Origin of the sequence: Bergeyella anatis (assembly GCF_036016955.1) — a bacterium.
Classification (GTDB): Bacteria; Bacteroidota; Bacteroidia; order Flavobacteriales; family Weeksellaceae; genus JAYWXI01.
Genome location: NZ_JAYWXI010000009.1, coordinates 97,430 through 122,568, shown reverse-complemented (window position 1 = coordinate 122,568; position 25,139 = coordinate 97,430). Strand labels below are relative to the sequence as shown.

The window sequence follows — 25,139 nt, the reverse complement described above, 5'->3', positions numbered from 1 at the left end:
CCTAAAATACAAACTTCCCCTGCCGAAAATCCTAAAAAAAATTCGTACTTTGGCAGAAGCTAAGTTTAACCGAACAAACAAAATAAAAATGAAAGAAGTCTTTATCGTTTCCGCGGCCCGTACGCCAATGGGAAGTTTCTTAGGAAGCCTTGCCTCCGTTCCTGCCACAAAACTGGGTGCTATCGCCCTGAAAGGCGCTTTGGATAAAATCAACCTCAACCCCGAACTCGTTCAGGAACTCTATATGGGGAACGTGCTTCAGGCCGGCGAAGGGCAAGCCCCCGCCCGACAAGTTGCCTTAGGCGCAGGCCTTTCCGAACACACCCCTTCCACCACCATCAACAAAGTATGCGCCTCGGGCATGAAAGCCGTCATGCTGGCTGCCCAAGCCATCAAATCCGGCGATGTGGAGATCATTGCTGCAGGAGGAATGGAAAACATGTCCCAAGTCCCCCATTACTATAACGCCCGCCAAGCCACTAAATTAGGCGACGTAAAAATGAAAGACGGGATGGTAAGCGACGGATTAACAGACGCCTATCACAACGTTCATATGGGCGTATGTGCCGAAAAATGCGCTGCCGAATACGGCCTTTCCAGAGAAGCCCAAGACCGCTTCGCCGTAACCTCCTACCAACGTGCCGCAAAAGCCTGGACCGAAGGAAAGTTTTCGGAGGAAGTTGTGCCCGTGGAAATCCCTCAGCGCAAAGGCGACCCTATCCTTTTTTCGGAAGACGAGGAGTACAAAGCCGTGAATTTTGACCGCATTGCTTCTCTTCCCACGGTATTCCAAAAAGAAAACGGTACCGTAACCGCCGCCAATGCCTCAACACTAAACGACGGAGCTTCCGCTCTGATCTTGATGTCGGGCGAAAAAGTAAAAGAACTCGGGCTAAAGCCCTTAGCTAAAATAAAAGCATACGCCGATGCAGCTCAGGCTCCCGAATGGTTCACCACTGCCCCTGCCAAAGCCCTGCCAATCGCATTAGAAAAAGCCGGCATCCGGTTGGAAGAAGTGGATTTCTTTGAATTCAACGAAGCTTTTTCCGTTGTAGGTTTGGTCAACAACCAAATCCTGAACCTGGATCCTGCCAAAGTTAACGTCAACGGAGGAGCCGTAGCTTTAGGCCACCCTCTAGGCAGCTCCGGAGCAAGAATCATCGTCACTTTAATCAACGTTTTAAAACAAAACAACGGTAAATACGGAGCCGCAGCCATCTGCAACGGCGGAGGCGGCGCAAGCGCTATCGTAATCGAAAATATGGCGTAAAAAAACGTCAAACCTCCCATGGGAGCCTCCTTTGGCTTCCATTGAAAAACCCATCCGCCAAGCCTTCAGAAAAAGTGTTAATTTCTTGGCGGATTTTTTATTTTTGCCCCAACAATTTCATTTCAAAATGTCAGAAAACGCAAAACATCAGGCCAACCCCATAAAGAACAACCCCAAAATCATGAAAGCATGGGCTTTCTACGATTGGGCCAACTCCGTGTATTCCTTAGTGATTACCTCCACCATCTTTCCGATTTATTACGCCATTATCACCACCCAATTTGAAAAAAAAGAATACGTGGAGGCTACCGGCCAATGGATTGACGTCCCCGTACGCTACCCCATCACCCTCTTTGGGGAAACCTACCACCCCGACGCCATCTACGGCTACTCGCTTACGGTATCGTTTTTCATTGTCGTTCTGCTTTCACCATTTCTTTCCTCGCTTGCAGACACCATCGGAAATAAAAAATCTTTTCTGCAATTCTTCTGCTACCTCGGTGCCACCTCCTGCATGGGACTGGCCATGTTTACCGGCATGAACAACGTCTTTTTGGGATTACTCTTCAGCATCACGGCCAGTATCGGATTTTGGGGAAGTTTGGTCTTCTACAATTCGTTCCTTCCCGACATCGCCACCCAAGACCGCCAAGACGCCCTTTCGGCCAAAGGTTACGTCTACGGCTACATCGGCTCGGTAGTGCTCGTACTGATTTGCCTCGCTCTAATTATGGTCGTAGCCAAAGACGCCTCCCAAAAGCTATTTTTCACCCGAATGAGTTTTCTTTTAACCGGCGCCTGGTGGTTCGGTTTTTCCCAATACACCTTCAAACACCTTCCAAAATTCGGACAGGTAAAAGACAAGCTCCCCAAAGATCTGGTGCTCCTGAACTACAAAAACATCTTCAAAAAACACAAAGAAAACGGCGGATTTTTCGAGGTTCTGAAAGCCAACATCCACTTTTATTTGGACGTGGCCAAAGAGAGCTTCAAGGAACTCTTTAAAGTAGGAAACAAGCTCTTTGCCGATAGCAACCTAAAGTTTTTCCTCTCCAGCTTTTTCTTTTACAGCGTCGGTATGCAAACCATCTTCCTAATGGCCACGCTCTTCGGAAAAAGCGAAATTAATCTGGACCAAGGCAAACTAATCGCCACCCTTTTGGTTATTCAAATCGAAGCCATCATAGGCGCTCTGATTTTCTCAAGACTTTCCCGAAGAATAGGAAACAAAAACGTAATTTCCATCGCCGTCATTCTTTGGATCGTCGCCTGCCTATCCGCCTACTTCCTAAACAACGAAAACCCCTACGTGGAATACCAATTCTACGGCGTAGCCGCCATTGTCGGTTTGGTCATGGGCGGCCTTCAGGCCATGTCCCGTTCCACCTACTCCAAACTGCTTCCCGTAGACTCCATGGACAACACCACCTATTTCAGTTTCTACGACGTTTTGGAAAAATTGGCCATCATTTTGGGAACCTTCATTTTCGCCACCCTCATCGAAAAATTCAATAACATGAGGTACGCCGCACTATCCATGACCTTGTTTTTCTTCGCCGGACTCGTCCTAATTCGATTCGTAAAGCTAAAAATAAAACAAAAATAGCCCCGAAACGCCCACTAATCCCATGATAAAAACAGAAAAACAAGGCCGAAAACAACTCCTGAAAATCGCCTCGCCCTACCTGGCCGTCACCACCCTATACGCCCTATTGGTTTTTGGCACAGAAGAATATTTCGGCGATCATCTCTACAAAATCTCCGGACAAATCGGCTCCGTCTTCGGGCTCGCCTTAGCCTTCTTTTTGGGATTCAGGATGAACTCCGCCTACGACCGCTGGTGGGAAGCCCGAAAAATATTCGGCGAACTTACCAACAACACCCGCAGCTTCGTTGCCAAAATCTACGCTTATTACGGTTCGGGCCATCATCTTACTCTTGCCCAAAACCAACAAACCACCAAAGCCCAAAACCTGGTAAAACTAACCATCCTCTACATTAGGCAACTCAAAAGCGAAATACACCACTCTCCCCTAGAGACAAACCAAGAAAACCACCAACTATTCGAAGCCTACCGCATCTACACCGGACATAAAATTTCCAACGAAATTCTACTAGCCCTCACCAAAGAAATCGAAAACGATTTCGTCCCCGCCTCATTCACGGAAAAGAGTGATCTGATGCAACACATCAACCGTTTTTACGACATTCAGGGCAAAGCCGAAAGAATAAAAAACACCCCTTTCCTGATGATTTACAGCGCATTTACAAAAATCATCGTCGGTTTTTACGTCATTCTAATTCCGCTTTTCATAGGCGATATAGACTTAGGAGGCGAAAACAGCCATCTCGAAATTTTAGCACTCCCTATCATGATTCTTATTAGCACCGCCTTTCTCACCATCAACAAACTCGCTAATCTCTACGGCGAACCGTTCTCCGAAAATAAAACCGCCGTAGCCATCACCGATATTTGCAAAACCATCGAAGCCAATTGCTCCGAAGTTCTTTCCAAAATGGAAAATCATTAGTTCCTATTTTCAGCCCCAACCCATCCCCCTTCTTCCTCTCAGGCCAATGGCATTAAATCCCCAACCCTTGTTGTTCAGCCTACCTAACTCCTACTGATACACCACTCCCATCGTTTCAATCTTTAATATCTTATACTCTTTATCATAAAAATATTTTAAATAAACCGTCCCATCACCACTCATGTTATTGATGGTAACAAATGCATCCCCCTCTCTTTTTATAATAAGTCTGTCATGAGCTGCATTGAGCGTTCTTGGAATTCTATACTCTTTAACCGTTGAAAATTGAGCATTTTTTACTGTACTCTGTTTCAAAAAAGTTCTATCACACTGATAAAATTCATCATTTACCCTTAGGAAGTATAAAGAATCGGTTATTTTATTCCGATAAGCCATTGATGTTATCATTTTACTCCTATTATCAAATGTCTCAACTATAAAGCTATTGTCAGGATCTTCCTTACTTTTATATTCCTTTTTGTAATCCGAACTACAAGAGACTATAAACAGAAAAAAGAAAAGTATACTCATTATTTTGGCTCCTCTTTCCATTCTCATTTCATTTTTTATTATTTTCTATTTCACCCTTCTCCATTGGTTACCTTGGCAAACCTCCTTACCTAATACTAACAGCATTATAATCTAAAACAGTGTCCAGTTTACTATTTCTGTAAATATAAATTTTTAGCGAATCTTTTTCCTTTACTATGGAATCATTTACTTTAAAGAAATTTTCCCAGCCCCCTTCAGACCTTGCTATATCATTTTTACTTTTTCCTTTCATGGTGACTACATAACGATTATTTTTATCTTCAAATATTGTATCAATTTTAAAATTAAACGCTAACATTCTTCTATCCTCTATGAAATAATCTTTTCTTGTTTTATTATCGAAAACGCCACTAAAAAAATAATACCCCATAAATATAAATGGCGGAAGCAAGGCTATTACCAATATAATTTTTGCTGTTTTGCTCATGTTTACCTATTGTGACAATTTAATTTGATTTTCAGTCGGTTTTTCTCCATCCATCAACCTTACCATTACATTCCCAATAGTGTGTAATAACCGTATCCTTTTTATGAATATTGAAAGATAATTCGCCTCGCTTTTTAAAGATCGTATCGCCTTGCTGTATTTCGCTGCTGTACAAACTCCACCACCTATTTGCGCTTTTACATTCGCAAGGTTTATTGGTCATCGGATTTATCCCTTCAGCATGAAACCAAGTCGATGGTTTCGGTGGCTTTTCTATGACAATTAAACATTCTTCTTCCGAATACACCTCTCTGAGCCTATTGCAATCCACTTCAAGGCAAGATACCATACTAAAAATAAATATAAAATAAACCTTAAACTTCATCGGCCATGTTTTGCTTTAACATCCTCTTTCGGTTAAAGATTAAACCTCTGAAATTTATAAAATTTTTCGGAAAATAGTTTTACTAATGCCAAACCCACCTGATGGTCCTCCACAAAAAAGAAAGTTCAGGAAAAGCCTTAAAACAAGAGCATAAAAAAAGCCCCTAAAAGGGGCTTCAAAATTTTAGAAGAATTAAAACTCTTCCTTAAAGTGGTTTCTCCAGGAATCGAACCAGGGACACACGGATTTTCAGTCCGTTGCTCTACCAACTGAGCTAAGAAACCATTTCCTTAATTGATGTTGCAAAAGTACAACCTTTTTCTATACGACGCAAGTCTTTGGAACTATTTTTTTCAAAAAAAATAACAACAAACTGATTATCAAAGTTATTTTTTTTCACTTTCTTGTTTAATCAGCTCCCCCATCTCCTCCAAAACAGGCGTAATAGTACTCTCCGGAAGATCGCTAATGCGAATATACATCAAACCATCAATCGCATCATTAAAGCCCGGATCCACATTAAAAGCAATCACTTTAGCATTTTGCTTAATATACTTCTTTATCAGAACAGGCATACGCATCTCCGGCTCCAAGTCATCAATAATCTTATCCATTTTATTGAGATCCGACTGCACTTCATCCAAAAAGAAGCTCTTATCCCGCTCGTTGAGCTTCACTTTATATTCGTTTCTCGGGTGAACGTACTGCGCCACCGCCGCATCGTAGTAGTGCGAACGCATGAATTCGATCATCAGCGATTTACTGAACTCCGAAAATTTGTTACTAATGCTCACTCCTCCCATCAAAAACTTATGATCCGGATTCCGCAAGCAAACATGCACAATCCCCCGCCAAAGCAAAAACAAAGGCAAAGGCTTCTGCTGATACTCCTTCCATATATAGGCCCGCCCCATCTCGATCACCTTCTTAAAAAAAGGTTGAAGCTCCGGGTCGAACTCAAACAAAGACGCCGTATAAAACCCCGAAATCCCATGGCTTTTAAGCACCTTTTTTCCCAAAGCCATACGGTAAGCCCCCGCAAGGGTCTTCGCCGCCCGATCCCAAAGAAACAAATGATGATAGTGCGGATCGTATTCATCCAAATCAAACGGAAGGTTGCTTCCCTCGCCCACTTCCCGAAAAGTCATCTCCCTTTGCCTTCCGATTTCCCGAATAATAGACGGAATCTCGTGGTACTCGGCAAAGAAAACTTCGTAATCCCCGTTTCTGAAAAGCATTTTATCCGCCGCATACAGTTTTTCGATCTCGGCCTCCATGTCTTCCCGTGGGGTTTCGTCAATGATATTAGCCACCACATTGCCCTCTTTCAAGAGAGGCAAACTCAGTTTGAGATTAGGCAAGTTGAGCTTTTCCGGCAACGATTTGCGACGCTCGTAATAATTCTTCAACATCTGAATCTTTCCGCAAAGAAACTCGCCCAATTCCTCCACCGATTCCTGTTCCCCAATGACTTTCGGAGTAACGGGCTTGCCTATACGAATCCGAATCGGATTTTCCCGCTTACGCAGCATCTCCGAAGGCAACATCAACGTCTGCAAATCCGGATGAAGTTTAGCCATTTGGTAAAATAAAGCACTGTTTTTGGCATGAAAATACATCGGCACCACCGGTACTTTTGCCTTTTTGATAAGTTTAAGCACCGGCTTCTGCCATTTTTTATCCCTTACCTCTCCCCATTCGTTATTGGTATTGGAAACCTCCCCCGCCGGAAAAATCCCCACACAGCCGCCTTCTTGCAAATGCTTAAGCGTTTCTCGCATTCCGGAGGTACTGCTGTACGCCTCCTTTCGTCCTTCAAACGGATTAACCGAAAGCACATAAGGCTTCATCGGTTCAATTTTTTCCAAAAGAAAATTGCCCATCACCTTAAAATCCGGTCGGATTTCGCTCAGAATCTTCGTCATCAAAATCCCGTCTATCGCCCCCAACGGATGATTGGAAACCAAAATAAACGGTCCGCTTTTGGGGATACGAGCCAAATCCTCTTCAAAAACGATATACTTGAGTTTTCGCTCCTTTAAAAATGCCTCGAAAAAATCGGCGCCTTTCTTATCTTTTATCTTATCATAAAGCTTATTGACCGCATCCAATTTAGCCAGCTTCATCATCGCTCCTGCCAACGGAACCTTCAGCAAGCCCATCTTGGAAAGCCCCGTTGCTTTTATTAAATCCTCTTTAGTGACGAGTCCCATCGTTTCTCTTGTTTTTTATTGAATAACCATCTGAACCGTATTCTTGGAAAGCTGCTCCAAAAGCACCTTCTTCCCACTATACAACCGATCCAAATCCTTTACGTCCGCATTCCTTATGGTATAAAGCGAAACCTCCTTGGTGATTTCCACGGCAAAATTACCACAGAGCTCGTTTCGCAAATTCTCAATGTTTTGATATTTGTCCTCCAGGCAAAGCGCCAAAGAAATCGCCGAATTCTGCATCAGCGATATTTTAATTCTGAATTTAGCCAAAGCCGTGAAAATAAGACTAAGGTGCTCCTCCGCTATAAAGGAAAAATCTTTGGTGGAAATACGCATCAACACCTGCCCTTCCTTAAGAATATAGCTCTCCGTATATTCGTTTTGTTCGGAAATCCCCACTTTGGTTCCCGGCTCCTGCGGAGAAAGAAAGGATTTCACAAAAAAAGGAATGTTTTTCTGCTTTAAAGGTTGAAGCGTCTTAGGATGAATCACCGAAGCCCCATAATAAGCCATTTCTATAGCCTCTTCGTAAGAAATATGTTTCAACAGCTTCACCCCACTGAATTTTCGGGGATCCCCCGTCATTACCCCGGGAACATCCTTCCATATCGTCATGGCCTCCGCCTCAAGGCAGTAGGCAAAAATCGCCGCCGAATAATCCGAGCCTTCACGCCCCAAGGTTACCGTAAAGTTATTGTCATCGGAACCGATAAACCCTTGGGTAACATAGCTTTTATTCCGATCCAAGGAAGCGATCTTTTTTTCCGTTTCGCCCCAATCCACCTGCCCCTCACGGTAAGTCGCATCGGTTTTAATAAAATCCCTTGCATCCAACCATTGGTTAGTTAGACCTTCAAGCGTCAAAAATTCACTCAGTATTTTGGAGGAAATCAACTCCCCGCAGGCCACCACCTGATCATAAACAAAATTATAATTAGGCGACTTGTTCCGCCGCAAAAAAGACTCAATATCATCAAAAAAAAGCGAAATCTCATCAAACACCGAATGCCCCTGGGGAAAAAGCGATTCGGCAATTTCCTTATGCATCTGCTTCACCTCCCGAAGCGCCGCCTGAGGATTTTCATTTTTAAAATATATCTCTACTACCTTTTCCAAGGCATTGGTGGTTTTTCCCATCGCCGAAACCACCAACAGGCATTCTTCAAACCCCTGACTGCTCAAAACCGTCAAAACGTTTCGCACACTTTGAGCGTCTTTCACCGAAGCTCCCCCGAATTTGTATACTTTCATCTAAAAGGTGGGTTTAATGATTTTACTTCCACAAGTTTTCTGCTTCCCGCGAAAATAATTCTCAAAAGTATTAATTTATCATTAATTGAAAAAACCAAGCCTCAAAAAAGCCTTTCAATTTATGATTTGCATCATTTCCCGATACCGATAGGGAAGATTTAAAATAATTTTCCGAAATTTACGGGAAAAGAAAATTACCAAAAATGGGAGATCAGGCACTACAAACTTTAGGCGAATTTATTATCGAGAAACAAGATGATTTTCAGTACTCTACCGGAGAACTTTCCCGACTGCTCAGCGCCATACGGCTCGCCTCAAAAGTCGTTAACCGCGAAGTAAACAAGGCCGGCATAGCCGACATTTTGGGAGGCGCAGGCCACACCAACGTCCAAGGAGAAGACCAACAAAAGCTGGACGTACTGGCCAATGAGATTTTCATCACCGCACTATCCCAACGCGAGGTGGTCTGTGGTATCGCCTCCGAAGAAAGCGACGATTACATCGAAATCCAAAGCGGAAACAACGGCCACTTGAGCAAATACGTCGTCCTTATCGATCCTTTGGACGGCTCCTCCAATATCGACGTCAATGTTTCCGTGGGAACCATTTTTTCCATCTACCGAAGAGTAACCGAGCCCGGAAGCCCCGTGGAAATGAAAGACTTCCTACAAAAAGGAGTTAATCAGGTGGCAGCAGGATATGTGGTTTACGGTTCTTCCACCATGATTGTTTACACCACCGGAAACGGCGTTAACGGCTTCACTTTGGATCCGAGCCTGGGCACCTATTACCTGTCCCACCCTAACATGAAATTCCCTAAAAAAGGAAAAATATACTCCATCAACGAAGGAAATTACATCAAATTCCCCCAAGGGGTTAAAAACTACCTGAAATACTGCCAAATGATGGAAGGCGACCGTCCTTACACCTCAAGATACATCGGTTCGCTATGCTCCGATTTCCACCGAAACATGATTAAAGGCGGCATCTATATGTACCCGTCCTACGCCAATGCTCCTAACGGAAAACTAAGGCTTTTGTACGAATGCAACCCCATGGCTTTCTTGGCAGAACAAGCCGGCGGTAAAGCCTCCGACGGCTTCCGAAGAATCATGGAGATTGAACCCACCGAGCTTCACCAGCGCGTTCCTTTCTTCTGCGGCAGCGTGGAAATGGTAGAAAAAGCCGAAGAATTCATGCGCATGGATGCCATAAAGGATTAACGATAAAAAAATACCACAAACCTAAACCCGGTCAGAGGAGACCTCCTCTGACTTTTTTTTATGAAAGCAACTTATCGCCCCTATACCCTCAACTTTAAAATCCCGGGAGGAACTTCCCGCGGCGTTCTGCACACAAAAGAAACTTATTTTTTGGAGGTTTCCGAAAACGACCGCTACGGGATTGGCGAATGCGCCTTATTCAGAGGTCTCAGCGCGGACGACCTGCCCCATTATGAAGACCGATTGCAATGGCTCTGCAACCACATTAACGAAGCCCCAGAGCGTCTAAAAGAAGAACTACGCCCATTTCCCTCTTTATGGTTCGGCTACGAACAAGCCATTCTAAACCTAAAACACGGCAAAAACCTCTACTTCCCAAGCCGTTTCACGGAAGGAAAAGACGCCATTAAAATCAACGGGCTAATCTGGATGGGCTCTCCGGACTTCATGAAAAGCCAAATTAAAGAAAAATTAAACGTGGGATTCCGATGCATCAAACTAAAAATCGGAGTAAGATGGGAAGAAGAACACCAAATTCTTAAAAATCTGCGGAATGAATTCCCTGCCAACGAACTGGAGCTTCGGGTCGATGCCAATGGAGCGTTCTCACCAATCCAAGCCCCCAAGGTTTTAGAACAACTCGCCCAACTCGAAATCCACTCCATTGAACAACCCATCAAAGCCGGGCAAGCCGACACCATGGCTGAACTTTGCCAAAATACTCCTACCCCCATCGCCTTAGACGAAGAACTCATCGGTATCCACTCCCCCGAAGACAAAGAAAAACTCATTAGCCACATTCAACCGCAATACATCATCTTAAAACCCGCCTTAGTAGGAGGTTTCTCCGGCACCGACGAATGGATTTACTCCGCCGAAAAGCAAGGCTCCGACTGGTGGATTACCTCTGCATTAGAGAGCAATGTCGGCCTCAATGCCATCGCACAATACACTTACACGAAACAAAGCCCGCTACCTCAAGGACTGGGAACAGGAAGCTTATTTACAAACAACACCAAAACAGCACTGCATTTAAATGGGGAAAACCTAAGCTTTATTGTTACTTAACAAAGAAAAAAGAAGTCCAAATAAAAAAAGTCGCTTTTTAGCGACTTTTTTGCGATCCGGACGGGACTCGAACCCGCGACCTCCGCCGTGACAGGGCGGCATTCTAACCAACTGAACTACCGGATCCTACCTGAAATAAAAGCCTCGAAGACTTTCGTTCCTTTTCGGTGGTGCAAATATAGGCACTTTTTTATTTCCTGCAAAAAAAAATCTTTTTTTTTCACTACACCATCCGTTAAAAACTGATTTACAGTTTCTTATTTTTACACTTCGGTTCCAAAACTAAACCTTTTTCTTCCATCACCTCTCTTTAGCACTCCTCAAATCTTTGCCTGCCTCGTTTCTAATCGGCGAAAAATTGTATTTTTGCAGAAATCGCATTTTTTCATGAATTTAACCACCGAGAGTTTCTTACTCATAGGATCAATATTATTATTCGTCAGTGTTTATTTTGGAAACAGAGCCTATAAATTTGGGGTTCCCACCCTTATCATTTTCCTCCTAATTGGCATGTTAGCCGGCTCGGAAGGTTTGGGTGGCATTCACTTTAACGACCCCAAGCTCACGCAATTCATCGGAATTGTTTCGCTCAATTTCATCTTGTTTTCAGGAGGGTTAGACACCAACTGGAAGTCCGTAAAACCCATTTTGGGACAAGGGATGGTGCTTTCCACTCTGGGCGTATTTCTCACAGCATTTACCTTGGGGCTTTTCGTCTATTACCTGACCGATTTCACCATTTACGAAAGCCTTTTGCTCGGCTCCATTGTTTCTTCCACGGATGCCGCCGCCGTATTTTCGATTTTGCGTTCCAACAACCTCAATCTCCGAAGCAATCTGAAGCCCACTCTCGAACTGGAAAGTGGAAGTAACGACCCTATGGCTTACGTCCTGACGATTCTCTTTACCGCTTTGGTGGTTAATCCCGATCAGAACCCAGCCTCCATGATTTCCGTCTTTCTACAACAAATGGTCTTCGGAGCCATTTTGGGGTTTGGTTTCGGAAAGCTGAGCAAATTAATCATCAACCGCATCGAGTTAGGCTATGAAGGCCTCTACCCCGTATTGGTGATTGCCCTGATGTTCATTACCTTTTCGGCCACAGACCGCTTGGGTGGCAACGGCTTCCTTGCCATCTACATCTGCGCCGTTTATCTCGGAAACCAAGATATCATCCATAAAAATTCCATCATCAAAATGTACGACGGTTTCGCTTGGCTGATGCAGATTATCCTCTTCCTTACCTTAGGACTTTTGGTTTTCCCAAGCCAAATTCTTCCTGTTGTAGGCATCGGTCTTATCATTTCGTTCGTTTTGATTTTCATAGCCAGACCCGTCAGTGTGTTTCTCAGCACCGCCTTCTTCAAAATGAAAAACCGCCGCAGGCTCTACATTTCCTGGGTCGGACTTCGGGGAGCCGTTCCTATCGTTTTTGCGACCTATCCCCTGATCGCCGGCGTAGAAAAAGCCAATATGATTTTTAACATCGTATTTTTCATTTCGTTGACCTCCGTCCTACTGCAAGGCACCACCATTCCCGTCGTGGCCAAATGGCTGAACGTGGCCATCCCCGAAAACGATTCGGAAGGCGAAGCCCCTGTATCAACGGAAGAAAACCTCGTGCCTTACCAACCTAAATCTAAATTCAGACGTTTGAAAATAAATCCCGATTACGCCGCGGTAGACAAAAAAGTCGTGGATCTGCACCTGCCCAAAGAAGCCTTCATCGCTTTGGTACAGAGGGACGACCACTTCTTCGCCCCTAACGGAGCCACCAAAATCCAGGCTGGAGACTCGCTGATTCTCCTTTCCGACAACAACGAAGATTTCTTAACCGTAGAAGAAGTGCTAAAAAACAACACGCAAAGAGAGCTCTAAAACATCCCGCTCACCCCAAGTCCAAACAAGGCAAAATCGTATTTTGCCGGGTCTGAAGCGTCCATTTTGCGCAAAACCTCATCCAACTCCTCCACCGTTTTCCAATCGTTTTGTTTACGGCGGATGAGGTTCAGCTTGCGGGAAATAGTGCCCGTATGGACATCCAAAGGAACCGATAAATATTTCGGATCAAGCCTTTGCCATAAGCCAAAATCCACCCCACGACGATCCCGACGAACCATCCAACGCAAAAACATCATCAGGCGTTTAGCCGAAGCATTCTTATACGTAGAACTAACATGCTTAGCGCAGCGGTGCGGCTCCCCCCCGAGAAAAGCTTCCCTAAAACGATGCAGCGAATGGTAAAAATTCACCTCCCCTTCCTGAAGAAGAAAATACGCTTCCAAACTTTCCTGAGCCGAGTAAAGCCGCTGAAGATTTCGGATAAACTGAGCCAAATCATCCCCATTAAACGTTCGGTGAAGAGGCTTCCCCTCAAAAAAAGCCCAGTCGGACTCGCGGGAATGAACAACAAAATCATAAGGCGAATGCCCCATGTAATCCAACAGCTTCTCCGCAGACTTAATAATGGATTTGCGGTTACCCCACGCAATAGTCGCCGTAAGAAAAGCCGAAATCTCTACGTCCTGCCGCAACGAAAAACGATGAGGAATTTGAATCGGATCCTCCAAAATAAAATCCGGATGATTATAACAATCCGCTTTCTCGTCCAAAAAATCCTTTAGCTCCGTTAAAGTCATGAGAAATAGAAAACTAACCTATACGAACCGGCTCCAATTGAACCGGCAAAACCGTGTTGGGAAAAACACGCCGAGCCTCCTCCGTAAATACCGAAAGATCCGAATAACGATTGGAAAAATGCCCCAAAATCAATTTCCCGACCTGCGCCTGCTTCGCAATGCGCGCCGCCTCTAATGCCGTAGTATGCCCCGTATAGTCTGCCATTTCTTTTAAATCGTGTAAAAAAGTAGACTCATGATACAAAACATCCACCTCCCGGATGATGGGAACCACCGATTCCAAATACCGCGTATCACTGCAAAAAGCATAAGAAACCGACGGCGAAGCCGGATGCGTTAAATGCTCATTCTTTAGCACATAGCCGTCGCTGAGAACAAAATCTTTTCCGTTTTTCAAATGCTGATAATCGCAAACCTGAATTTCCGGATACTTGGTTATCTCCTCCATATTCAAATGCCTCTCCTTAGGCTTTTCCCGAAAAAGATACCCGTTGCAATAAATCCGATGATCCAAAGGAATCGTATAAACCTCAACCCTCTTGTCTTCGTATATTTTCTCCGAATAAGTCTTGTCCAACTCGTGGTAAACCACCTCAAACCCCTGATGCGTTTCAGTCAAACGAAAAATCGTTTCCAGCATTTCCTTAATTCCCTTGGGCCCGTAAACATGAAGCGGCGTTTCCCGACCCAACAAACGAAAACTGGCAATCAGCCCCGGCAAACCGAAACAATGATCCCCATGAAGATGCGAAATAAAAATATGGTTAATCTTAGAAAAACGGGCTTTTGCCTTACGAAGCTGAACCTGCGTCCCCTCCCCGCAATCGATGAGAAAATGACGCTCTTCCATCTCCAACAACTGAGCCGTCGGTGAAGAATTAACCGTCGGTATAGCCGAATTAAACCCCAAAATCGTAAGATAAGTTCCCAATAAACTAATATTTAATCCATTAAACAATAACGCAAAGGTAACAAATTAAGAATAGAAGCCGACCGCTATCTTTATTTTTCGGACTCCTTTGAAGCCAAAAACATCAAGAAATCATCCATCGCCCGACGCCGGTGGCTGATCTGATTTTTCTCTTCGGCTTCCATCTGCGCAAAGGTAATCTCGTGCCCTTCAGGAACAAAAATCGGATCGTACCCAAAGCCCTTATGCCCTTTGTTTTCAGCCAACAAATTCCCATAAACCCGCCCTTCAAAATAAGAAGCACCCGCCTCGGAATAATAACAAAGTACCGTCACAAAATAAGCCCGCCGATTTGTCTTCCCATTCATCTCCTCCAACACTTTGGCAATATTCTTACCGAAATCATGATCCCCGGCATAACGCGCCGAAAAAATCCCGGGACGCCCATCCAAAGCTTCCACCACCAAACCGGAATCGTCCCCCAAACTCGGAATCCCTGTCTTCTCAAAACAATATTTGGCCTTAATTTTAGCATTTTCGCTAAACGTATTTCCGTCTTCCACGATTTCTTCATGCAAATCGTAGTCCGCAAGAGACCGAACCCAAAAACCTTCGCCCAACATCTGCTGGATTTCCTCTTTTTTGTGCGCATTATGCGTCGCTACCAATAATTCCGTCATGAGTCTGAATGATGAATATCAAATTTATAAATGAATAAATAATAAAATACCGCAAAAATTAAAAGCCCCGCCCCTAAAATTACATACCGCGAAAGTCCAAAGCTATCCGAAAAACGTTCCGAATCCCCAACCATAAGCAAAGCCACCGCCACTCCATTATTAAAGGCATGAAGCAAAATAGGCATTAATAAAGATTTAGTCTTGTAATAAACCAATCCCAACACATACCCCAAAAGCACGGCTCCGACCAATTGCCACGGATTCCCGTGAACCAAACCAAAAATCAACGCCGCAATCCCAATCGCCCGCCGAGGATTCATCCCTTTATTGATAAGCCCTTTCTGAATAATACCCCGAAAAACCATTTCTTCAAAAATAGGAGCAACAATCACCGCCAGCACGACCATCCTCAAAGGGCTTCCCGAAATCTGAGCCATTAATTGGGAAAAAAAAGCGTACATCCTGCCAAAGAAAAGCCCCTGCGTGGGAATGAGCGTCGTTACAAACTCCGAAACCAGCATCATCCCGAACATCATCGGAAAAATCATGGCGTACGTGGAAAAATTACGGGTAGAAAAATTAAACCTCAGCCGCTGCCCCGTCTGCTTACGGCAAACAAAGTAATCAAAAGCCCCAATCGCTCCGATCCACATGGCCAAAGTACTCAGAATCACGAAATAATCATTATACTGAACCGAACGATGGAAAACCATTAAGCTCAAAGCCTCCACAAACGAAAAGCCCAAAGCAGGCACAAATGCCCCTCCGAAAAGAACCAGCCCTTCCAACCAGCCAAACGTATAACGAGGCAACGGCCGATGTTTTGATTTGTTCATGCAACTAAATGTAACGAAGGCAAAGATATAAAAAAACAAAACCTGCCCCGTTTTTTAATCTCGGTAAAAATCACGATTTTTGCGCCCATAAACTTTGCTATGTCCGATTTATTAAAAGAAATACAGAAACGTAAAACTTTCGGCATCATCTCTCACCCCGATGCCGGGAAAACCACCCTTACCGAAAAACTCCTTCTCTTTGGGGGAGCCATTCAGGAAGCTGGTGCCGTAAAATCCAACAAAATAAAAAAAGGCGCCACCTCCGACTTCATGGAAATCGAAAGACAAAGAGGAATCTCCGTGGCTACCTCGGTCTTGGCTTTTGAATACAAGGGGTATAAAATTAATATCCTGGATACCCCGGGGCACAAAGACTTTGCAGAAGACACCTACCGCACGCTCACGGCGGTTGATTCAGTAATCGTAGTGATTGACGTCGCAAAAGGGGTGGAAGAACAAACCGAAAAGTTGGTTCAGGTCTGCCGTATGCGAAACATCCCGATGTTGGTATTCATCAACAAACTGGACCGAGAAGGAAAAGACGCCTTTGACCTGCTCGACGAAGTGGAACAAAAACTGGGACTTACCGTTACTCCGCTATCCCTGCCGATCGGTATGGGAAGCGACTTTCAAGGCATTTATAACCTTTGGGAAAAGAACATCGAATTCTTCTTGGAAGAAAAAAAACAAAAAGTAGGACAATCCGTCAAAATCGACGACCTTCAATCGCCCGAAGTCGATAAACTTCTCGGCGAAAAAGCCTCCGCCACACTTCGGGAAGAACTGGAACTGGTCGAAACCATCTACCCTGAATTTAACCGTCAGGACTACATGGATGGCAAACTCCAACCGGTTTTCTTTGGTTCGGCACTTAATAATTTCGGGGTAAGAGAGCTGCTCGACGCCTTTATCGAAATCGCTCCAATGCCCCAGCCCAAAGCCTCTGACGTGCGTGAGGTAAAACCCGATGAAAAAAACTTCACCGGTTTTGTTTTTAAAATTCATGCCAACATGGATCCCAAACACCGCGACCGCCTTGCCTTTGTTAAAATTGTTTCGGGAACCTTCAAAAGAAACGAAAACTACCTGCTGGTAAGAGAAGGCAAAAAAATGAAATTTGCCTCTCCCAATGCCTTTTTTGCAGACAAAAAAGAAGTCGTGGACGAAAGTTTCCCCGGCGATATTGTCGGCCTTCACGATACGGGGAACTTCCGAATTGGAGACACCCTTACCGCCGGCGAAAAACTAAACTTCAAAGGCATCCCGAACTTTTCCCCCGAACATTTCCGCTACATCAATAACGACGATCCTCTGAAAGCAAAACAACTGGCCAAAGGCATCGACCAACTCATGGACGAAGGCGTTGCCCAGCTCTTCACCCTGGAAATGAACGGAAGAAAAATCATCGGAACCGTAGGCGCCCTCCAATACGAGGTTATCCAATACCGATTGGAGCACGAATACGGAGCCAAATGCTCTTACGAACCGCTTTCCATCCACAAAGCCTGCTGGGTAGAAGCCGACGAAAAGTCAGAAGAATTCAAAGAATTTGCAAAATTAAAGCAAAGGTTTCTCGCCCGAGACAAATACAACCAACTGGTCTTTTTGGCGGATTCCTCCTTCACCATTCACATGACTCAGGAAAAATTCCCTAATATCAAACTCCATTTTATCAGTGAATTTAACTCTCCTCAGTAGTGAAACGAGGGTAAAAAACAAAAAAACTTCAGAAATAATTTCTGAAGTTTTTTATTTTATCCAGCCAGCCCGAAAGCCTTAAGATTTATCGCCAAACATTAGCCTCTTCGCTCTCCACGAAATCCCGAATAACCAAAAGTTCTCGGTCTTTCTTCCCGCGGCCTAGCTTCGGACACGTTAAGCACTTTCTGCTTAAACTCCTGCTGATTAAGCTCCTCTATCGCACGGTTAGCCTCGCTATTGCTGGGCATCTCCACAAAACCAAACCCACGGCTACGACCGGTTTCCCTATCCATAATAATCTTTGCAGATTGCACATCACCGTAATTCTCGAACAACGCTTGAAGCTCGGACTCAACCGTAGAGTAGTTGAGATTTGAAATAAAAATGTTCATAATAAAAATGTTTGTTGAAATTAAATAAATAGGAAAGTCAACAAACGCAGAACATTAATTGATTTCTTTTTAAATAACGGCCGCAAGGTACAAATAATATCCGAATAAAAAAGATTTTATACCATAAATAAACTTCCAGCCAAAAATAAAGCAATGACAAACCCTGTTAGTTAGAAACTTTTAACGCCGCATAGTCGCTTTCGTTGGAAAGTCGGTCTACCGCCCTAAGCGCTACCACCTTAAGCGTTTGCCCCGATTTAGTCATCGGCAACAACCGTGTGTCCACCACCCGATCCAACAACTCCGTCTCCCAGTGTGTTCCGTATTGCGCATAAAGAATCCAATGCCTCACCTGTGCTTCATCCCTCGAAAGCCACGAAACATGAACGGAAGCCCCTTGTTTTTTCGCTGTAATCTCAGGCTTCAAAACCGCTGATGTCTTAATCCAGGGACTGGCTGGCACCAAAGCTTTCTCCTTATAAAGCTCCTGCAATGCCGCAAACATCGACGGATTTTTAGAAATGCCGTCCATACTGTAATGAACCGCCCCACAACTGCGAGGCACCAACTCCCGCGTCGTTTGAATTTGCCCCACAATTTCCGCCGTCTTATCCGACACCCCGCGAATTCCCACCGTATTAAGTCCCGGCCAAAGGTGAACATTCTTATAATTTTCCTGCTGCCACCACTTTAGCAAAGCCGAAAAACTCTGTCCACCACCTTCCTTCCAATACAATTGAGGCGAATAATAATCGCACCACCCCTCATTCAGCCAAAGCTTAGCATCCGCATAAAGCTCATCGTACTGCGAAAGCCCCGTCGTCCCCTGAGGATATCCCGATTTCCAAATCCCAAACGGAGAAATCCCAAACTTAACGTAGGGTTTTTCCGCTTTAATCTCCTCATGAATCCTCTTAATAAACTTATTGACATTCGCCCGACGCCAATCTGCCCGAGATAAAGTTCCGCCAGATTTGGAATAAACCTCCCAAGTCCGCGTATCGGGAAAATCCCGACCGCCATTATACTCCTTATACGGATAAAAATAATCGTCAATATGAACCGCATCAATATCGTAACGCCTCACCAAATCCCGAATAACCGCCGAAGCATGATCCTGAACCTTAGCATCGGAAGGATCCATCCAGTACATCCCGTTACGCAGCTTGTAAGTCGCCTCCCCCATCTTCTTAGCCATGCTCTGTTCCGTAACCGCCCCGCCCGACGTATGGTGCGCACGGTAAGGGTTCAACCAAACGTGAAGCTCCATCCCCCTCAAATGCGCCTGCTCAATCCAGAACGCCAACGGATCATAGTAAGGATAGGGCGCCCTTCCCACCTCGCCGGTAAGAAAATACGACCAAGGTTCAAGATCACTCTTGTAGAAAGCATCCGCCGAAGGTCTCGCTTGAAAAATCACCGCATTGAAATTGGCCGCTTTCAGCTTATCAAGAATCTCAATCGCTTCCGCCTTCTGCTCCTCCGTAGACAACGTGTTCTTGGAAGGCCAGTTGATATTGGCCACCGTTGCTACCCAAGCCGCACGAAACTCCCGCCGAACCTCCGGTAATTTTAAATTCGCCAAAACGTCCGTCTTAGCCTGAGGTTGAGGTTTGGCTGCTTCCGAAGGAACAACTGAGGTAGTTTGGTAAGCCGAGGAAGGCTTCGCCACTTCGCTACCCTTACGCGGCGTCCCACAAGAAACACCCAATGCAGAAGCCAAAAGAAAAGCCACTGTTTTTCGATTACAAATCTTCATAAAAGCAAAATTAAGGGAATTTGAACGGAAAGCGAACTTTTTAACAGTTTTTATGGGGTTCGACTCTTCTAACTTCTTCAAAAAAAACAACCCCTCGCTCACTTTTTAAACTTTCACAGGAATGTTTGGATCGTTTTTTTTAGCAATGGAGTCAAGTCAAATCAAACAAAAAAATCCGCTTTGAATAAAATTTCAAAGCGGATTAAATCCATTCAATTACCAGATTTTGATTCTCTCTTCCGGAGCTTTATACATTTTATCTCCCGGCTTAGTATCGAAAGCGTTATGGAACGCATCAATGTTCAGAAGCGGAGCAAACGCCCGATAATACCCCGGTGAATGCGGATCCGTCTTCACCTGGTTCTGAACATACTGATCCGTAGATTTCGTCCTCCAAACCGTAGCCCAGCTAAGGAAAAAACGCTGATCCTGCGTAAAACCACTAATAAGCCCCGGATTACCATGATCCCGAAGATACATTTGCAAAGCCTCATAAGCCACAGCAACCCCTCCCAAATCGCCAATATTTTCACCACTGGTGAATTTTCCGTTCACAAAACTTCCCGGCACAGGCTCGTAGCGGTCGTATTGAGCCGCCAATTGCTCCACTTTAGCATCAAAATTCTTGCGGTCCGCATCCGTCCACCAGTTTTTAAGGTTACCATCCCCATCGAAACGTGAACCTCCATCATCAAAACCATGAGAAATCTCGTGCCCAATCACCGCACCAATTCCTCCAAAATTAACCGCCGGATCCGCCTTAAAATTAAAGAACGGAGGCTGCAATATCGCTGCAGGAAACACAATTTCGTTGTTGGAAGCACTATAATAAGCATTTACCGTCTGTGGCGGCATTCCCCATTCGGCCTTATCCACCGGCTTGCCAACTTTATCCAAACTTCTCTGATAGCTCCAAGCCGTTACGTTCTGCATATTCCCATAAAGAGTACCGCCGTCCTTAGAAGAAGTCAGCTGCAATTTGGAATAATCCTTCCATTGATCCGGGTAGGCAATCTTAACCCCAAATTTGGAAAGTTTTTCTTGAGCTTTCTTTTTAGTTTCGGCAGACATCCAGTCCAAATGATCAATCCGATAAGCAAACGCCTTTTTCAAATAATCGATATAGGTTTCCATTTGCGCCTTGGCCTCTGCCGGGAAATATTTTTCCACATAAAGCTTACCGAAAGCCTCCCCAAGAACCCCATTAATCATCTGTAAACCACGTTTATCCATCGGACGCTGTTCCTTTTGCCCCTGAAGGTATTTGGAGTAAAAATTAAAACTAATCTCATCCATTTTTTTATCCAAATTCCCCAAGTTACCCCGCAAAAGGTGGTATTTCATATAGCTTTTTATCAAAGGTAAATTGGCCGCCGTAAGGGTTTTGTCCAAATTCTCATAATACTTGATCTCCCCCACAATCACCCGATCCGTCGAAACGCCAACAGAAGTAAGGTAAGACGGTAAATCCACCGTTTTAACCAGCCCTTTCAACTCCTGCATGGTTCTCGGGTTATAACGACGGTTCGCATCGCGGTTCTCTTCATTGGTCAGTAACTGGTTGGCCAACTTTTTCTCAAAAGCCACCACCTGCCCAGCCGTCTTATCGGCTTGCTTGTCCCCCAGCACCGTCAACAATTGCGAAACAAATTTGGTGTATTCCGCCAAGGTTTTGGTATTAGCCTCATTCTGCTTTTGATAATAATCCCGACCCAAGCCAAGTGCCGGACCTCCAAGATAAACCGCATTCATCACCGAATTTTTCATATCCGGACCAACCCCCCACATATAAAATACATTATCACGGGTTTTGGTTGCCCCCACCAAATAATTCTGCAAATCCTTCACCGTCTTTATTGCGTCAATCTTAGCCAAATCGCCTTTAATCGGTGTCAGACCATCGGCATTTCGTTTATCCCAATCCGTAAACGTACCGTAAAGCGCCTGAATCTTCTGACCTTCGGAGCCGTCTTCAAAACGATCGGAAAGAATCTTATTCAATATGGCAAGAGAAGCATTATCCGTATCTTCCCGTAACTTACTAAAAGAACCCCAAGAAGCTTTATCCGAAGGAATTTCGGTAGTTTTGTACCAGTTTCCGTTCACATAGCTGAAAAAATCGTCCTGAGGACGCACACTCCGATCCATGTATTCCAAGGTGATCCCATTTTCTTCCACCACCGGAGTGGTTTTTGCCGCTACCATCTCCGTCTCCGTTTGGACCGTTTTGGTGGTTTTGGTGGTTTTGGTCGTTCCGCATGAATTCAGCAACAAGCTTCCCGAAAGGGCAAGCAGACTCATTGTTATTTTTTTCATTATTAAATTGATTTGTTCGTTCTAAATACTATTTTGATTCTTCAGGGTGCACAATTTACGTATTTTTAAGCAAACATACGCTTCCCCCGCATCAAAAGTTTTTCACCAAAAGATCCACCACATCCTGCAACACCCTCTGAGATGTAAAATAAATAAAATCTTCCCGATCCATATGCGGCATAAACAAGCGGTTGGTAACCTCCATCTCCCGAATTCGGATCGTATAAAACACTTCCCCCACCTCGGAACAAAAAGCATCCGGCCCCGGCCCCGCCACCCCCGTAGTGGAAACGGCAATATCCGTCGAAAAAAGCGTCTGACACCCCCGACACATTTCTTCCGCCACCTCAGCGGAAACCACCTTACAGGAAGCAATTGTTGAAGGTTTAACCCCCAACAGCAACGTTTTCTTTTCCGTCTCATAAGCCACCACTCCACCACTAAAATACCCCGAACTTCCCGCCACCGAGGTAATCAAATGAGCAATCTCTCCCCCCGTACAACTCTCCGCCACCGACAAACTCATCCCTTTAGCCAAAAGAACATCCCGCAGAATTTCCTGAATCTGATTGCCATCCCAAGAAATAACATGCCCCTCCACATAAGGTCGCAACCCTTCCACACAAGCCTCCAAGTTCGCCTCCACGTGCTGAACAGACCTCCCCGAAGCCGTCAGCCGAAGTTTAATGCGGTTGCCCACCGGCAAATAAGACAAAGAAACGGACGAAGGCAAAGCAAGCTCCCAAGGTTCAATACGACGCGCTAATTCGCTTTCGGGAATTCCCACCACCGAAACGATACGGGACGAAAGACAGTCGAGATTCATTTCACGCTGAAGAAAAGGAATAATTTTGTCCCTCATCAAAGGTTTCACCTCGTAAGGCACCCCCGGAAGAAAAAACACCCACTTGCCCTGCCACCGAATCATTTGACAAGGCGCCGTACCATAATCGTTTTGAAACACCTCCGCCTTCGCCAAAACTTCCGCCTGATTTCGGTTGATATCTAAAAGATAAGCCCGATTTCTCTTTTCCAAAAGAGCTTTCAAATGATTAAAAGTCGCTTCGTCCAAACGAATTTCTGAATCAAAAAATTCCCCAAGCGCTTTCTTGGTTCTATCATCCCGAGTCGGCCCAAGCCCCCCGGTGGCAATCACCAAATCCGCCATAGCCAAAGCCTGCCCCAAAACCGATTTGATGGTTTCCACCTCGTCGGAAATGGTAAAAATCTGACAAATCGAAACCCCAATCTGTTTAAGCTGGGAAGCAATAAAATTGGAATTCGTATCCACCGTATTCCCCGATAAAATCTCATCCCCTATCGTAATAAGTACTGCCTGCATCTTTTTTAATCATTAAAAAATTAAGAAGAGAAAATCACAACGTAATCCCATAAAGTAAAGTTACAAACAAAAAACGTTAGGTTCCCCTAACGTTTTTCATTAATTTAATGAATATGTTTTTCCGCATGATAAGAACTCCGAACCAATGGCGAACTCTCCACGTGGCGGAAGCCCAAACTCCTGGCAAATTCCCCATACGCCTCGAATTCTTCCGGCGTCACAAATCTTTTCACCGGCAAATGCTTTTTCGTCGGCTGCAAGTACTGCCCAATCGTAATCACATCAACCTGAGCCTCCCGTACCTCTTCTATCGTACGGAAAACCTCATCCTTCTCCTCACCAAGCCCCACCATAATCCCCGTCTTCGTCCGACGCTGACCAGCCTGCTTCAAATAATGAAGCACCTCCAAACTCCGCTCATATTTGGCCTGTATCCGAACCTCCCGAGTCAAACGCTGAACCGTCTCCATATTATGGGAAATAACCTCAGGAGCCACCTCCACCACCCGATCCAAGTGCTTATGAATCCCCTGAAAATCAGGAATAAGTGTTTCCATCGTTGTCCCCGGGGAAATCCGACGAACAGCCTTCACCGTTTCCGCCCAAAGAATCGACCCCATATCCTTCAAATCATCCCGATCCACCGAAGTAAGCACCGCATGCTTTATCTTCATCAATTTAATCGAACGCGCCACCTTTTCCGGCTCCTCCCAATCCACCTCATAAGGTTTCCCCGTCTTTACTCCGCAAAATCCGCAGCTCCGAGTGCAGATATTCCCCAAAATCATAAAGGTCGCCGTTCCTTCCCCCCAACATTCCCCCATATTGGGACAACTTCCACTTTGGCATATCGTATTGAGTTTGTATTTATCCACCAACCCTCTCAATTCCCTATAATTCTTCCCCGTAGGAAGCTTCACGCGAATCCATTTGGGTTTTTGTGTGGTGGTATTTTGTGCTGTATCGCTCATATTTCGTACATTAAAGAAGACAAAATTAAGGATTTATTTTTTCTGCGAAAAGCCCTAAACTCCCGAGGCAGAATCCCCCTCCTTCAAAAGCTGTCCCAAAACTTTCTTCGCCCGCATAATCCTGACCTTGGTATTGGATAGCGAAAGCCCCAAAACTTCCGAAATCTCTTTGATGCTTTTTTCCTCAAAAAAACGCAAACGAATAATCTCCCGATAATTGACCTCCATAGACTCAATAATCTCCTGGATGCGCAACTGTTCTTCCTCGGAAATCAAAAGTTCCTCCGGGGAACGGGCAAACTGATTCCGAACCTGATCCAGCCCTCCCGAAACATCTTCGCTTTCCTTCTTCTTGCGCCGCCAATAATCAATAATCGTATTCTGTGCAATAGTAAGCACCCAAGTCTTAAACTGAAAATGAGGATCATAAAGCTCCAACTTGCCAAGCACCTTGGAAAATACCGACACCGTAAGCTCATCTGCCACATTCTCATCCTGCACCTTTTTCATCACAAAAGAAAACACATCCACCCAAAACGTATTGATGAGTTTCGTTTGCGCCTTTTGGTCCCGTCCTCGAGCCGCTTCTATCAATTCTAAAAAATCCTGTTCAGACATAACACAAAGATAGCGAATATCGCTCCAAAGCCTACTTCTCCCCAAAAATCAC

At 44.8% G+C, this 25,139-nt stretch carries 22 protein-coding genes and 2 tRNA genes; 7 read left to right on the top strand and 17 right to left on the bottom strand.

Translation table 11 applies throughout. From position 1 onward, the window contains the following. The first annotated feature begins 88 nt into the window (after positions 1–88). The 3 genes from VQ048_RS08140 to VQ048_RS08130 all read left to right on the top strand — a co-directional run bounded on the left by VQ048_RS08140 (position 89) and on the right by VQ048_RS08130 (position 3,801). The gene (locus VQ048_RS08140; protein WP_327611196.1) at positions 89–1,270 is read left to right on the top strand and encodes an acetyl-CoA C-acyltransferase; all 1,182 of its coding nucleotides are present in this window, start codon (positions 89–91) and stop codon (positions 1,268–1,270) included. 127 nt (positions 1,271–1,397) lie between these two features. Further along, positions 1,398–2,876 carry an MFS transporter gene (locus tag VQ048_RS08135; RefSeq protein WP_327611194.1) on the top strand — a complete coding sequence of 493 codons (1,479 nt, stop codon included), beginning with the start codon at positions 1,398–1,400 and terminating at the stop codon, positions 2,874–2,876. A gap of 22 nt (positions 2,877–2,898) precedes the next feature. Then, complete coding sequence (locus tag VQ048_RS08130; RefSeq protein WP_327611193.1) at positions 2,899–3,801, top strand: bestrophin family protein; 903 nt, start codon at positions 2,899–2,901, stop codon at positions 3,799–3,801. A 90-nt stretch (positions 3,802–3,891) separates the two neighbouring features. Here VQ048_RS08130 and VQ048_RS08125 read toward each other — a convergent pair whose 3' ends face one another. The 6 genes from VQ048_RS08125 to VQ048_RS08100 all read right to left on the bottom strand — a co-directional run bounded on the left by VQ048_RS08125 (position 3,892) and on the right by VQ048_RS08100 (position 8,632). Next, the gene (locus VQ048_RS08125) at positions 3,892–4,353 is read right to left on the bottom strand and encodes a hypothetical protein (RefSeq protein WP_327611192.1); all 462 of its coding nucleotides are present in this window, start codon (positions 4,351–4,353) and stop codon (positions 3,892–3,894) included. 64 nt (positions 4,354–4,417) lie between these two features. Next, positions 4,418–4,780: a hypothetical protein gene (locus tag VQ048_RS08120; protein WP_327611191.1), complete on the bottom strand. Its 363-nt coding sequence runs from the start codon at positions 4,778–4,780 to the stop codon at positions 4,418–4,420. Between the two features lie 31 nt (positions 4,781–4,811). Beyond that, on the bottom strand, positions 4,812–5,165 hold the full coding sequence (locus VQ048_RS08115) for a hypothetical protein (RefSeq protein WP_327611190.1): 354 nt from the start codon (positions 5,163–5,165) through the stop codon (positions 4,812–4,814). 211 nt (positions 5,166–5,376) lie between these two features. After that, a tRNA-Phe gene (locus tag VQ048_RS08110) sits at positions 5,377–5,449 on the bottom strand. Positions 5,450–5,551: 102 nt separating this feature from the next. Continuing rightward, entirely contained in the window at positions 5,552–7,378 is a 1,827-nt protein-coding gene (locus VQ048_RS08105) for a bifunctional lysophospholipid acyltransferase family protein/GNAT family N-acetyltransferase (protein ID WP_327611189.1), read from the bottom strand. A 15-nt stretch (positions 7,379–7,393) separates the two neighbouring features. Then, a complete protein-coding gene (locus tag VQ048_RS08100) occupies positions 7,394–8,632 on the bottom strand; it encodes an aspartate kinase (RefSeq protein ID WP_327611188.1) in 1,239 nt (412 codons plus the stop codon). Between the two features lie 203 nt (positions 8,633–8,835). Here VQ048_RS08100 and fbp point away from each other — a divergent pair, with 203 nt between their 5' ends. Continuing rightward, positions 8,836–9,855 carry a class 1 fructose-bisphosphatase gene (gene fbp, locus VQ048_RS08095; RefSeq protein WP_327611187.1) on the top strand — a complete coding sequence of 340 codons (1,020 nt, stop codon included), beginning with the start codon at positions 8,836–8,838 and terminating at the stop codon, positions 9,853–9,855. A 60-nt stretch (positions 9,856–9,915) separates the two neighbouring features. Next, entirely contained in the window at positions 9,916–10,923 is a 1,008-nt protein-coding gene (locus tag VQ048_RS08090) for an o-succinylbenzoate synthase (RefSeq protein WP_327611186.1), read from the top strand. A gap of 52 nt (positions 10,924–10,975) precedes the next feature. Here VQ048_RS08090 and VQ048_RS08085 read toward each other — a convergent pair. Then, positions 10,976–11,049, bottom strand: a tRNA-Asp gene (locus tag VQ048_RS08085). Between the two features lie 261 nt (positions 11,050–11,310). Here VQ048_RS08085 and VQ048_RS08080 point away from each other — a divergent pair. Further along, complete coding sequence (locus VQ048_RS08080; protein ID WP_327611185.1) at positions 11,311–12,801, top strand: potassium/proton antiporter; 1,491 nt, start codon at positions 11,311–11,313, stop codon at positions 12,799–12,801. Here VQ048_RS08080 and VQ048_RS08075 read toward each other — a convergent pair. From VQ048_RS08075 to VQ048_RS08060, 4 genes are all read right to left on the bottom strand, one after another. Then, the gene (locus tag VQ048_RS08075; RefSeq protein ID WP_327611184.1) at positions 12,798–13,562 is read right to left on the bottom strand and encodes a TIGR02757 family protein; all 765 of its coding nucleotides are present in this window, start codon (positions 13,560–13,562) and stop codon (positions 12,798–12,800) included. The genes VQ048_RS08080 and VQ048_RS08075 overlap by 4 nt on opposite strands. A 13-nt stretch (positions 13,563–13,575) precedes the next feature. Further along, positions 13,576–14,493 carry a ribonuclease Z gene (locus VQ048_RS08070; RefSeq protein WP_327611183.1) on the bottom strand — a complete coding sequence of 306 codons (918 nt, stop codon included), beginning with the start codon at positions 14,491–14,493 and terminating at the stop codon, positions 13,576–13,578. A gap of 71 nt (positions 14,494–14,564) precedes the next feature. Next, positions 14,565–15,152 carry an RdgB/HAM1 family non-canonical purine NTP pyrophosphatase gene (rdgB, locus tag VQ048_RS08065; RefSeq protein ID WP_327611182.1) on the bottom strand — a complete coding sequence of 196 codons (588 nt, stop codon included), beginning with the start codon at positions 15,150–15,152 and terminating at the stop codon, positions 14,565–14,567. After that, a complete protein-coding gene (locus tag VQ048_RS08060; RefSeq protein ID WP_327611181.1) occupies positions 15,149–15,988 on the bottom strand; it encodes a CPBP family intramembrane glutamic endopeptidase in 840 nt (279 codons plus the stop codon). The genes rdgB and VQ048_RS08060 overlap by 4 nt, the downstream gene beginning before the upstream one ends. A gap of 99 nt (positions 15,989–16,087) precedes the next feature. Here VQ048_RS08060 and VQ048_RS08055 point away from each other — a divergent pair, with 99 nt between their 5' ends. Then, positions 16,088–17,686: a peptide chain release factor 3 gene (locus tag VQ048_RS08055; protein WP_327611180.1), complete on the top strand. Its 1,599-nt coding sequence runs from the start codon at positions 16,088–16,090 to the stop codon at positions 17,684–17,686. 98 nt (positions 17,687–17,784) lie between these two features. Here the strand turns inward: VQ048_RS08055 and rbp are convergent, their stop codons facing one another. From rbp to VQ048_RS08025, 6 genes are all read right to left on the bottom strand, one after another. After that, positions 17,785–18,081, bottom strand: coding sequence for an RNA-binding regulator (gene rbp / locus VQ048_RS08050; RefSeq protein WP_327611179.1), 297 nt, complete (start codon positions 18,079–18,081; stop codon positions 17,785–17,787). 166 nt (positions 18,082–18,247) lie between these two features. After that, the gene (locus VQ048_RS08045; protein ID WP_327611178.1) at positions 18,248–19,840 is read right to left on the bottom strand and encodes a glycoside hydrolase family 10-like protein; all 1,593 of its coding nucleotides are present in this window, start codon (positions 19,838–19,840) and stop codon (positions 18,248–18,250) included. Between the two features lie 216 nt (positions 19,841–20,056). Then, positions 20,057–22,156 (bottom strand): M13 family metallopeptidase, encoded by a 2,100-nt coding sequence (locus VQ048_RS08040; RefSeq protein WP_327611177.1) that lies wholly within the window; start codon positions 22,154–22,156, stop codon positions 20,057–20,059. A gap of 91 nt (positions 22,157–22,247) precedes the next feature. Then, a complete protein-coding gene (locus VQ048_RS08035; protein WP_327611176.1) occupies positions 22,248–23,498 on the bottom strand; it encodes a CinA family nicotinamide mononucleotide deamidase-related protein in 1,251 nt (416 codons plus the stop codon). Positions 23,499–23,602: 104 nt separating this feature from the next. Beyond that, on the bottom strand, positions 23,603–24,469 hold the full coding sequence (gene lipA, locus VQ048_RS08030) for a lipoyl synthase (RefSeq protein ID WP_327611175.1): 867 nt from the start codon (positions 24,467–24,469) through the stop codon (positions 23,603–23,605). Between the two features lie 54 nt (positions 24,470–24,523). Next, positions 24,524–25,087 (bottom strand): RNA polymerase sigma factor, encoded by a 564-nt coding sequence (locus VQ048_RS08025; protein WP_327611174.1) that lies wholly within the window; start codon positions 25,085–25,087, stop codon positions 24,524–24,526. Between the last annotated feature and the right edge of the window lie 52 nt (positions 25,088–25,139).

What these genes read in the sequence shown, in the direction of transcription:
- VQ048_RS08140 (WP_327611196.1), top strand. Translation starts at nt 89, where the DNA reads ATGAAAGAAGTCTTTATCGTTTCCGCGGCCCGTACGCCAATGGGAAGT.
- VQ048_RS08135 (WP_327611194.1), top strand. Translation starts at nt 1,398, where the DNA reads ATGTCAGAAAACGCAAAACATCAGGCCAACCCCATAAAGAACAACCCC.
- VQ048_RS08130 (WP_327611193.1), top strand. Translation starts at nt 2,899, where the DNA reads ATGATAAAAACAGAAAAACAAGGCCGAAAACAACTCCTGAAAATCGCC.
- VQ048_RS08125 (WP_327611192.1), bottom strand. Translation starts at nt 4,353, where the DNA reads ATGGAAAGAGGAGCCAAAATAATGAGTATACTTTTCTTTTTTCTGTTT.
- VQ048_RS08120 (WP_327611191.1), bottom strand. Translation starts at nt 4,780, where the DNA reads ATGAGCAAAACAGCAAAAATTATATTGGTAATAGCCTTGCTTCCGCCA.
- VQ048_RS08115 (WP_327611190.1), bottom strand. Translation starts at nt 5,165, where the DNA reads ATGAAGTTTAAGGTTTATTTTATATTTATTTTTAGTATGGTATCTTGC.
- VQ048_RS08105 (WP_327611189.1), bottom strand. Translation starts at nt 7,378, where the DNA reads ATGGGACTCGTCACTAAAGAGGATTTAATAAAAGCAACGGGGCTTTCC.
- VQ048_RS08100 (WP_327611188.1), bottom strand. Translation starts at nt 8,632, where the DNA reads ATGAAAGTATACAAATTCGGGGGAGCTTCGGTGAAAGACGCTCAAAGT.
- fbp (WP_327611187.1), top strand. Translation starts at nt 8,836, where the DNA reads ATGGGAGATCAGGCACTACAAACTTTAGGCGAATTTATTATCGAGAAA.
- VQ048_RS08090 (WP_327611186.1), top strand. Translation starts at nt 9,916, where the DNA reads ATGAAAGCAACTTATCGCCCCTATACCCTCAACTTTAAAATCCCGGGA.
- VQ048_RS08080 (WP_327611185.1), top strand. Translation starts at nt 11,311, where the DNA reads ATGAATTTAACCACCGAGAGTTTCTTACTCATAGGATCAATATTATTA.
- VQ048_RS08075 (WP_327611184.1), bottom strand. Translation starts at nt 13,562, where the DNA reads ATGACTTTAACGGAGCTAAAGGATTTTTTGGACGAGAAAGCGGATTGT.
- rdgB (WP_327611182.1), bottom strand. Translation starts at nt 15,152, where the DNA reads ATGACGGAATTATTGGTAGCGACGCATAATGCGCACAAAAAAGAGGAA.
- VQ048_RS08060 (WP_327611181.1), bottom strand. Translation starts at nt 15,988, where the DNA reads ATGAACAAATCAAAACATCGGCCGTTGCCTCGTTATACGTTTGGCTGG.
- VQ048_RS08055 (WP_327611180.1), top strand. Translation starts at nt 16,088, where the DNA reads ATGTCCGATTTATTAAAAGAAATACAGAAACGTAAAACTTTCGGCATC.
- rbp (WP_327611179.1), bottom strand. Translation starts at nt 18,081, where the DNA reads ATGAACATTTTTATTTCAAATCTCAACTACTCTACGGTTGAGTCCGAG.
- VQ048_RS08045 (WP_327611178.1), bottom strand. Translation starts at nt 19,840, where the DNA reads ATGAAGATTTGTAATCGAAAAACAGTGGCTTTTCTTTTGGCTTCTGCA.
- VQ048_RS08040 (WP_327611177.1), bottom strand. Translation starts at nt 22,156, where the DNA reads ATGAAAAAAATAACAATGAGTCTGCTTGCCCTTTCGGGAAGCTTGTTG.
- VQ048_RS08035 (WP_327611176.1), bottom strand. Translation starts at nt 23,498, where the DNA reads ATGCAGGCAGTACTTATTACGATAGGGGATGAGATTTTATCGGGGAAT.
- lipA (WP_327611175.1), bottom strand. Translation starts at nt 24,469, where the DNA reads ATGAGCGATACAGCACAAAATACCACCACACAAAAACCCAAATGGATT.
- VQ048_RS08025 (WP_327611174.1), bottom strand. Translation starts at nt 25,087, where the DNA reads ATGTCTGAACAGGATTTTTTAGAATTGATAGAAGCGGCTCGAGGACGG.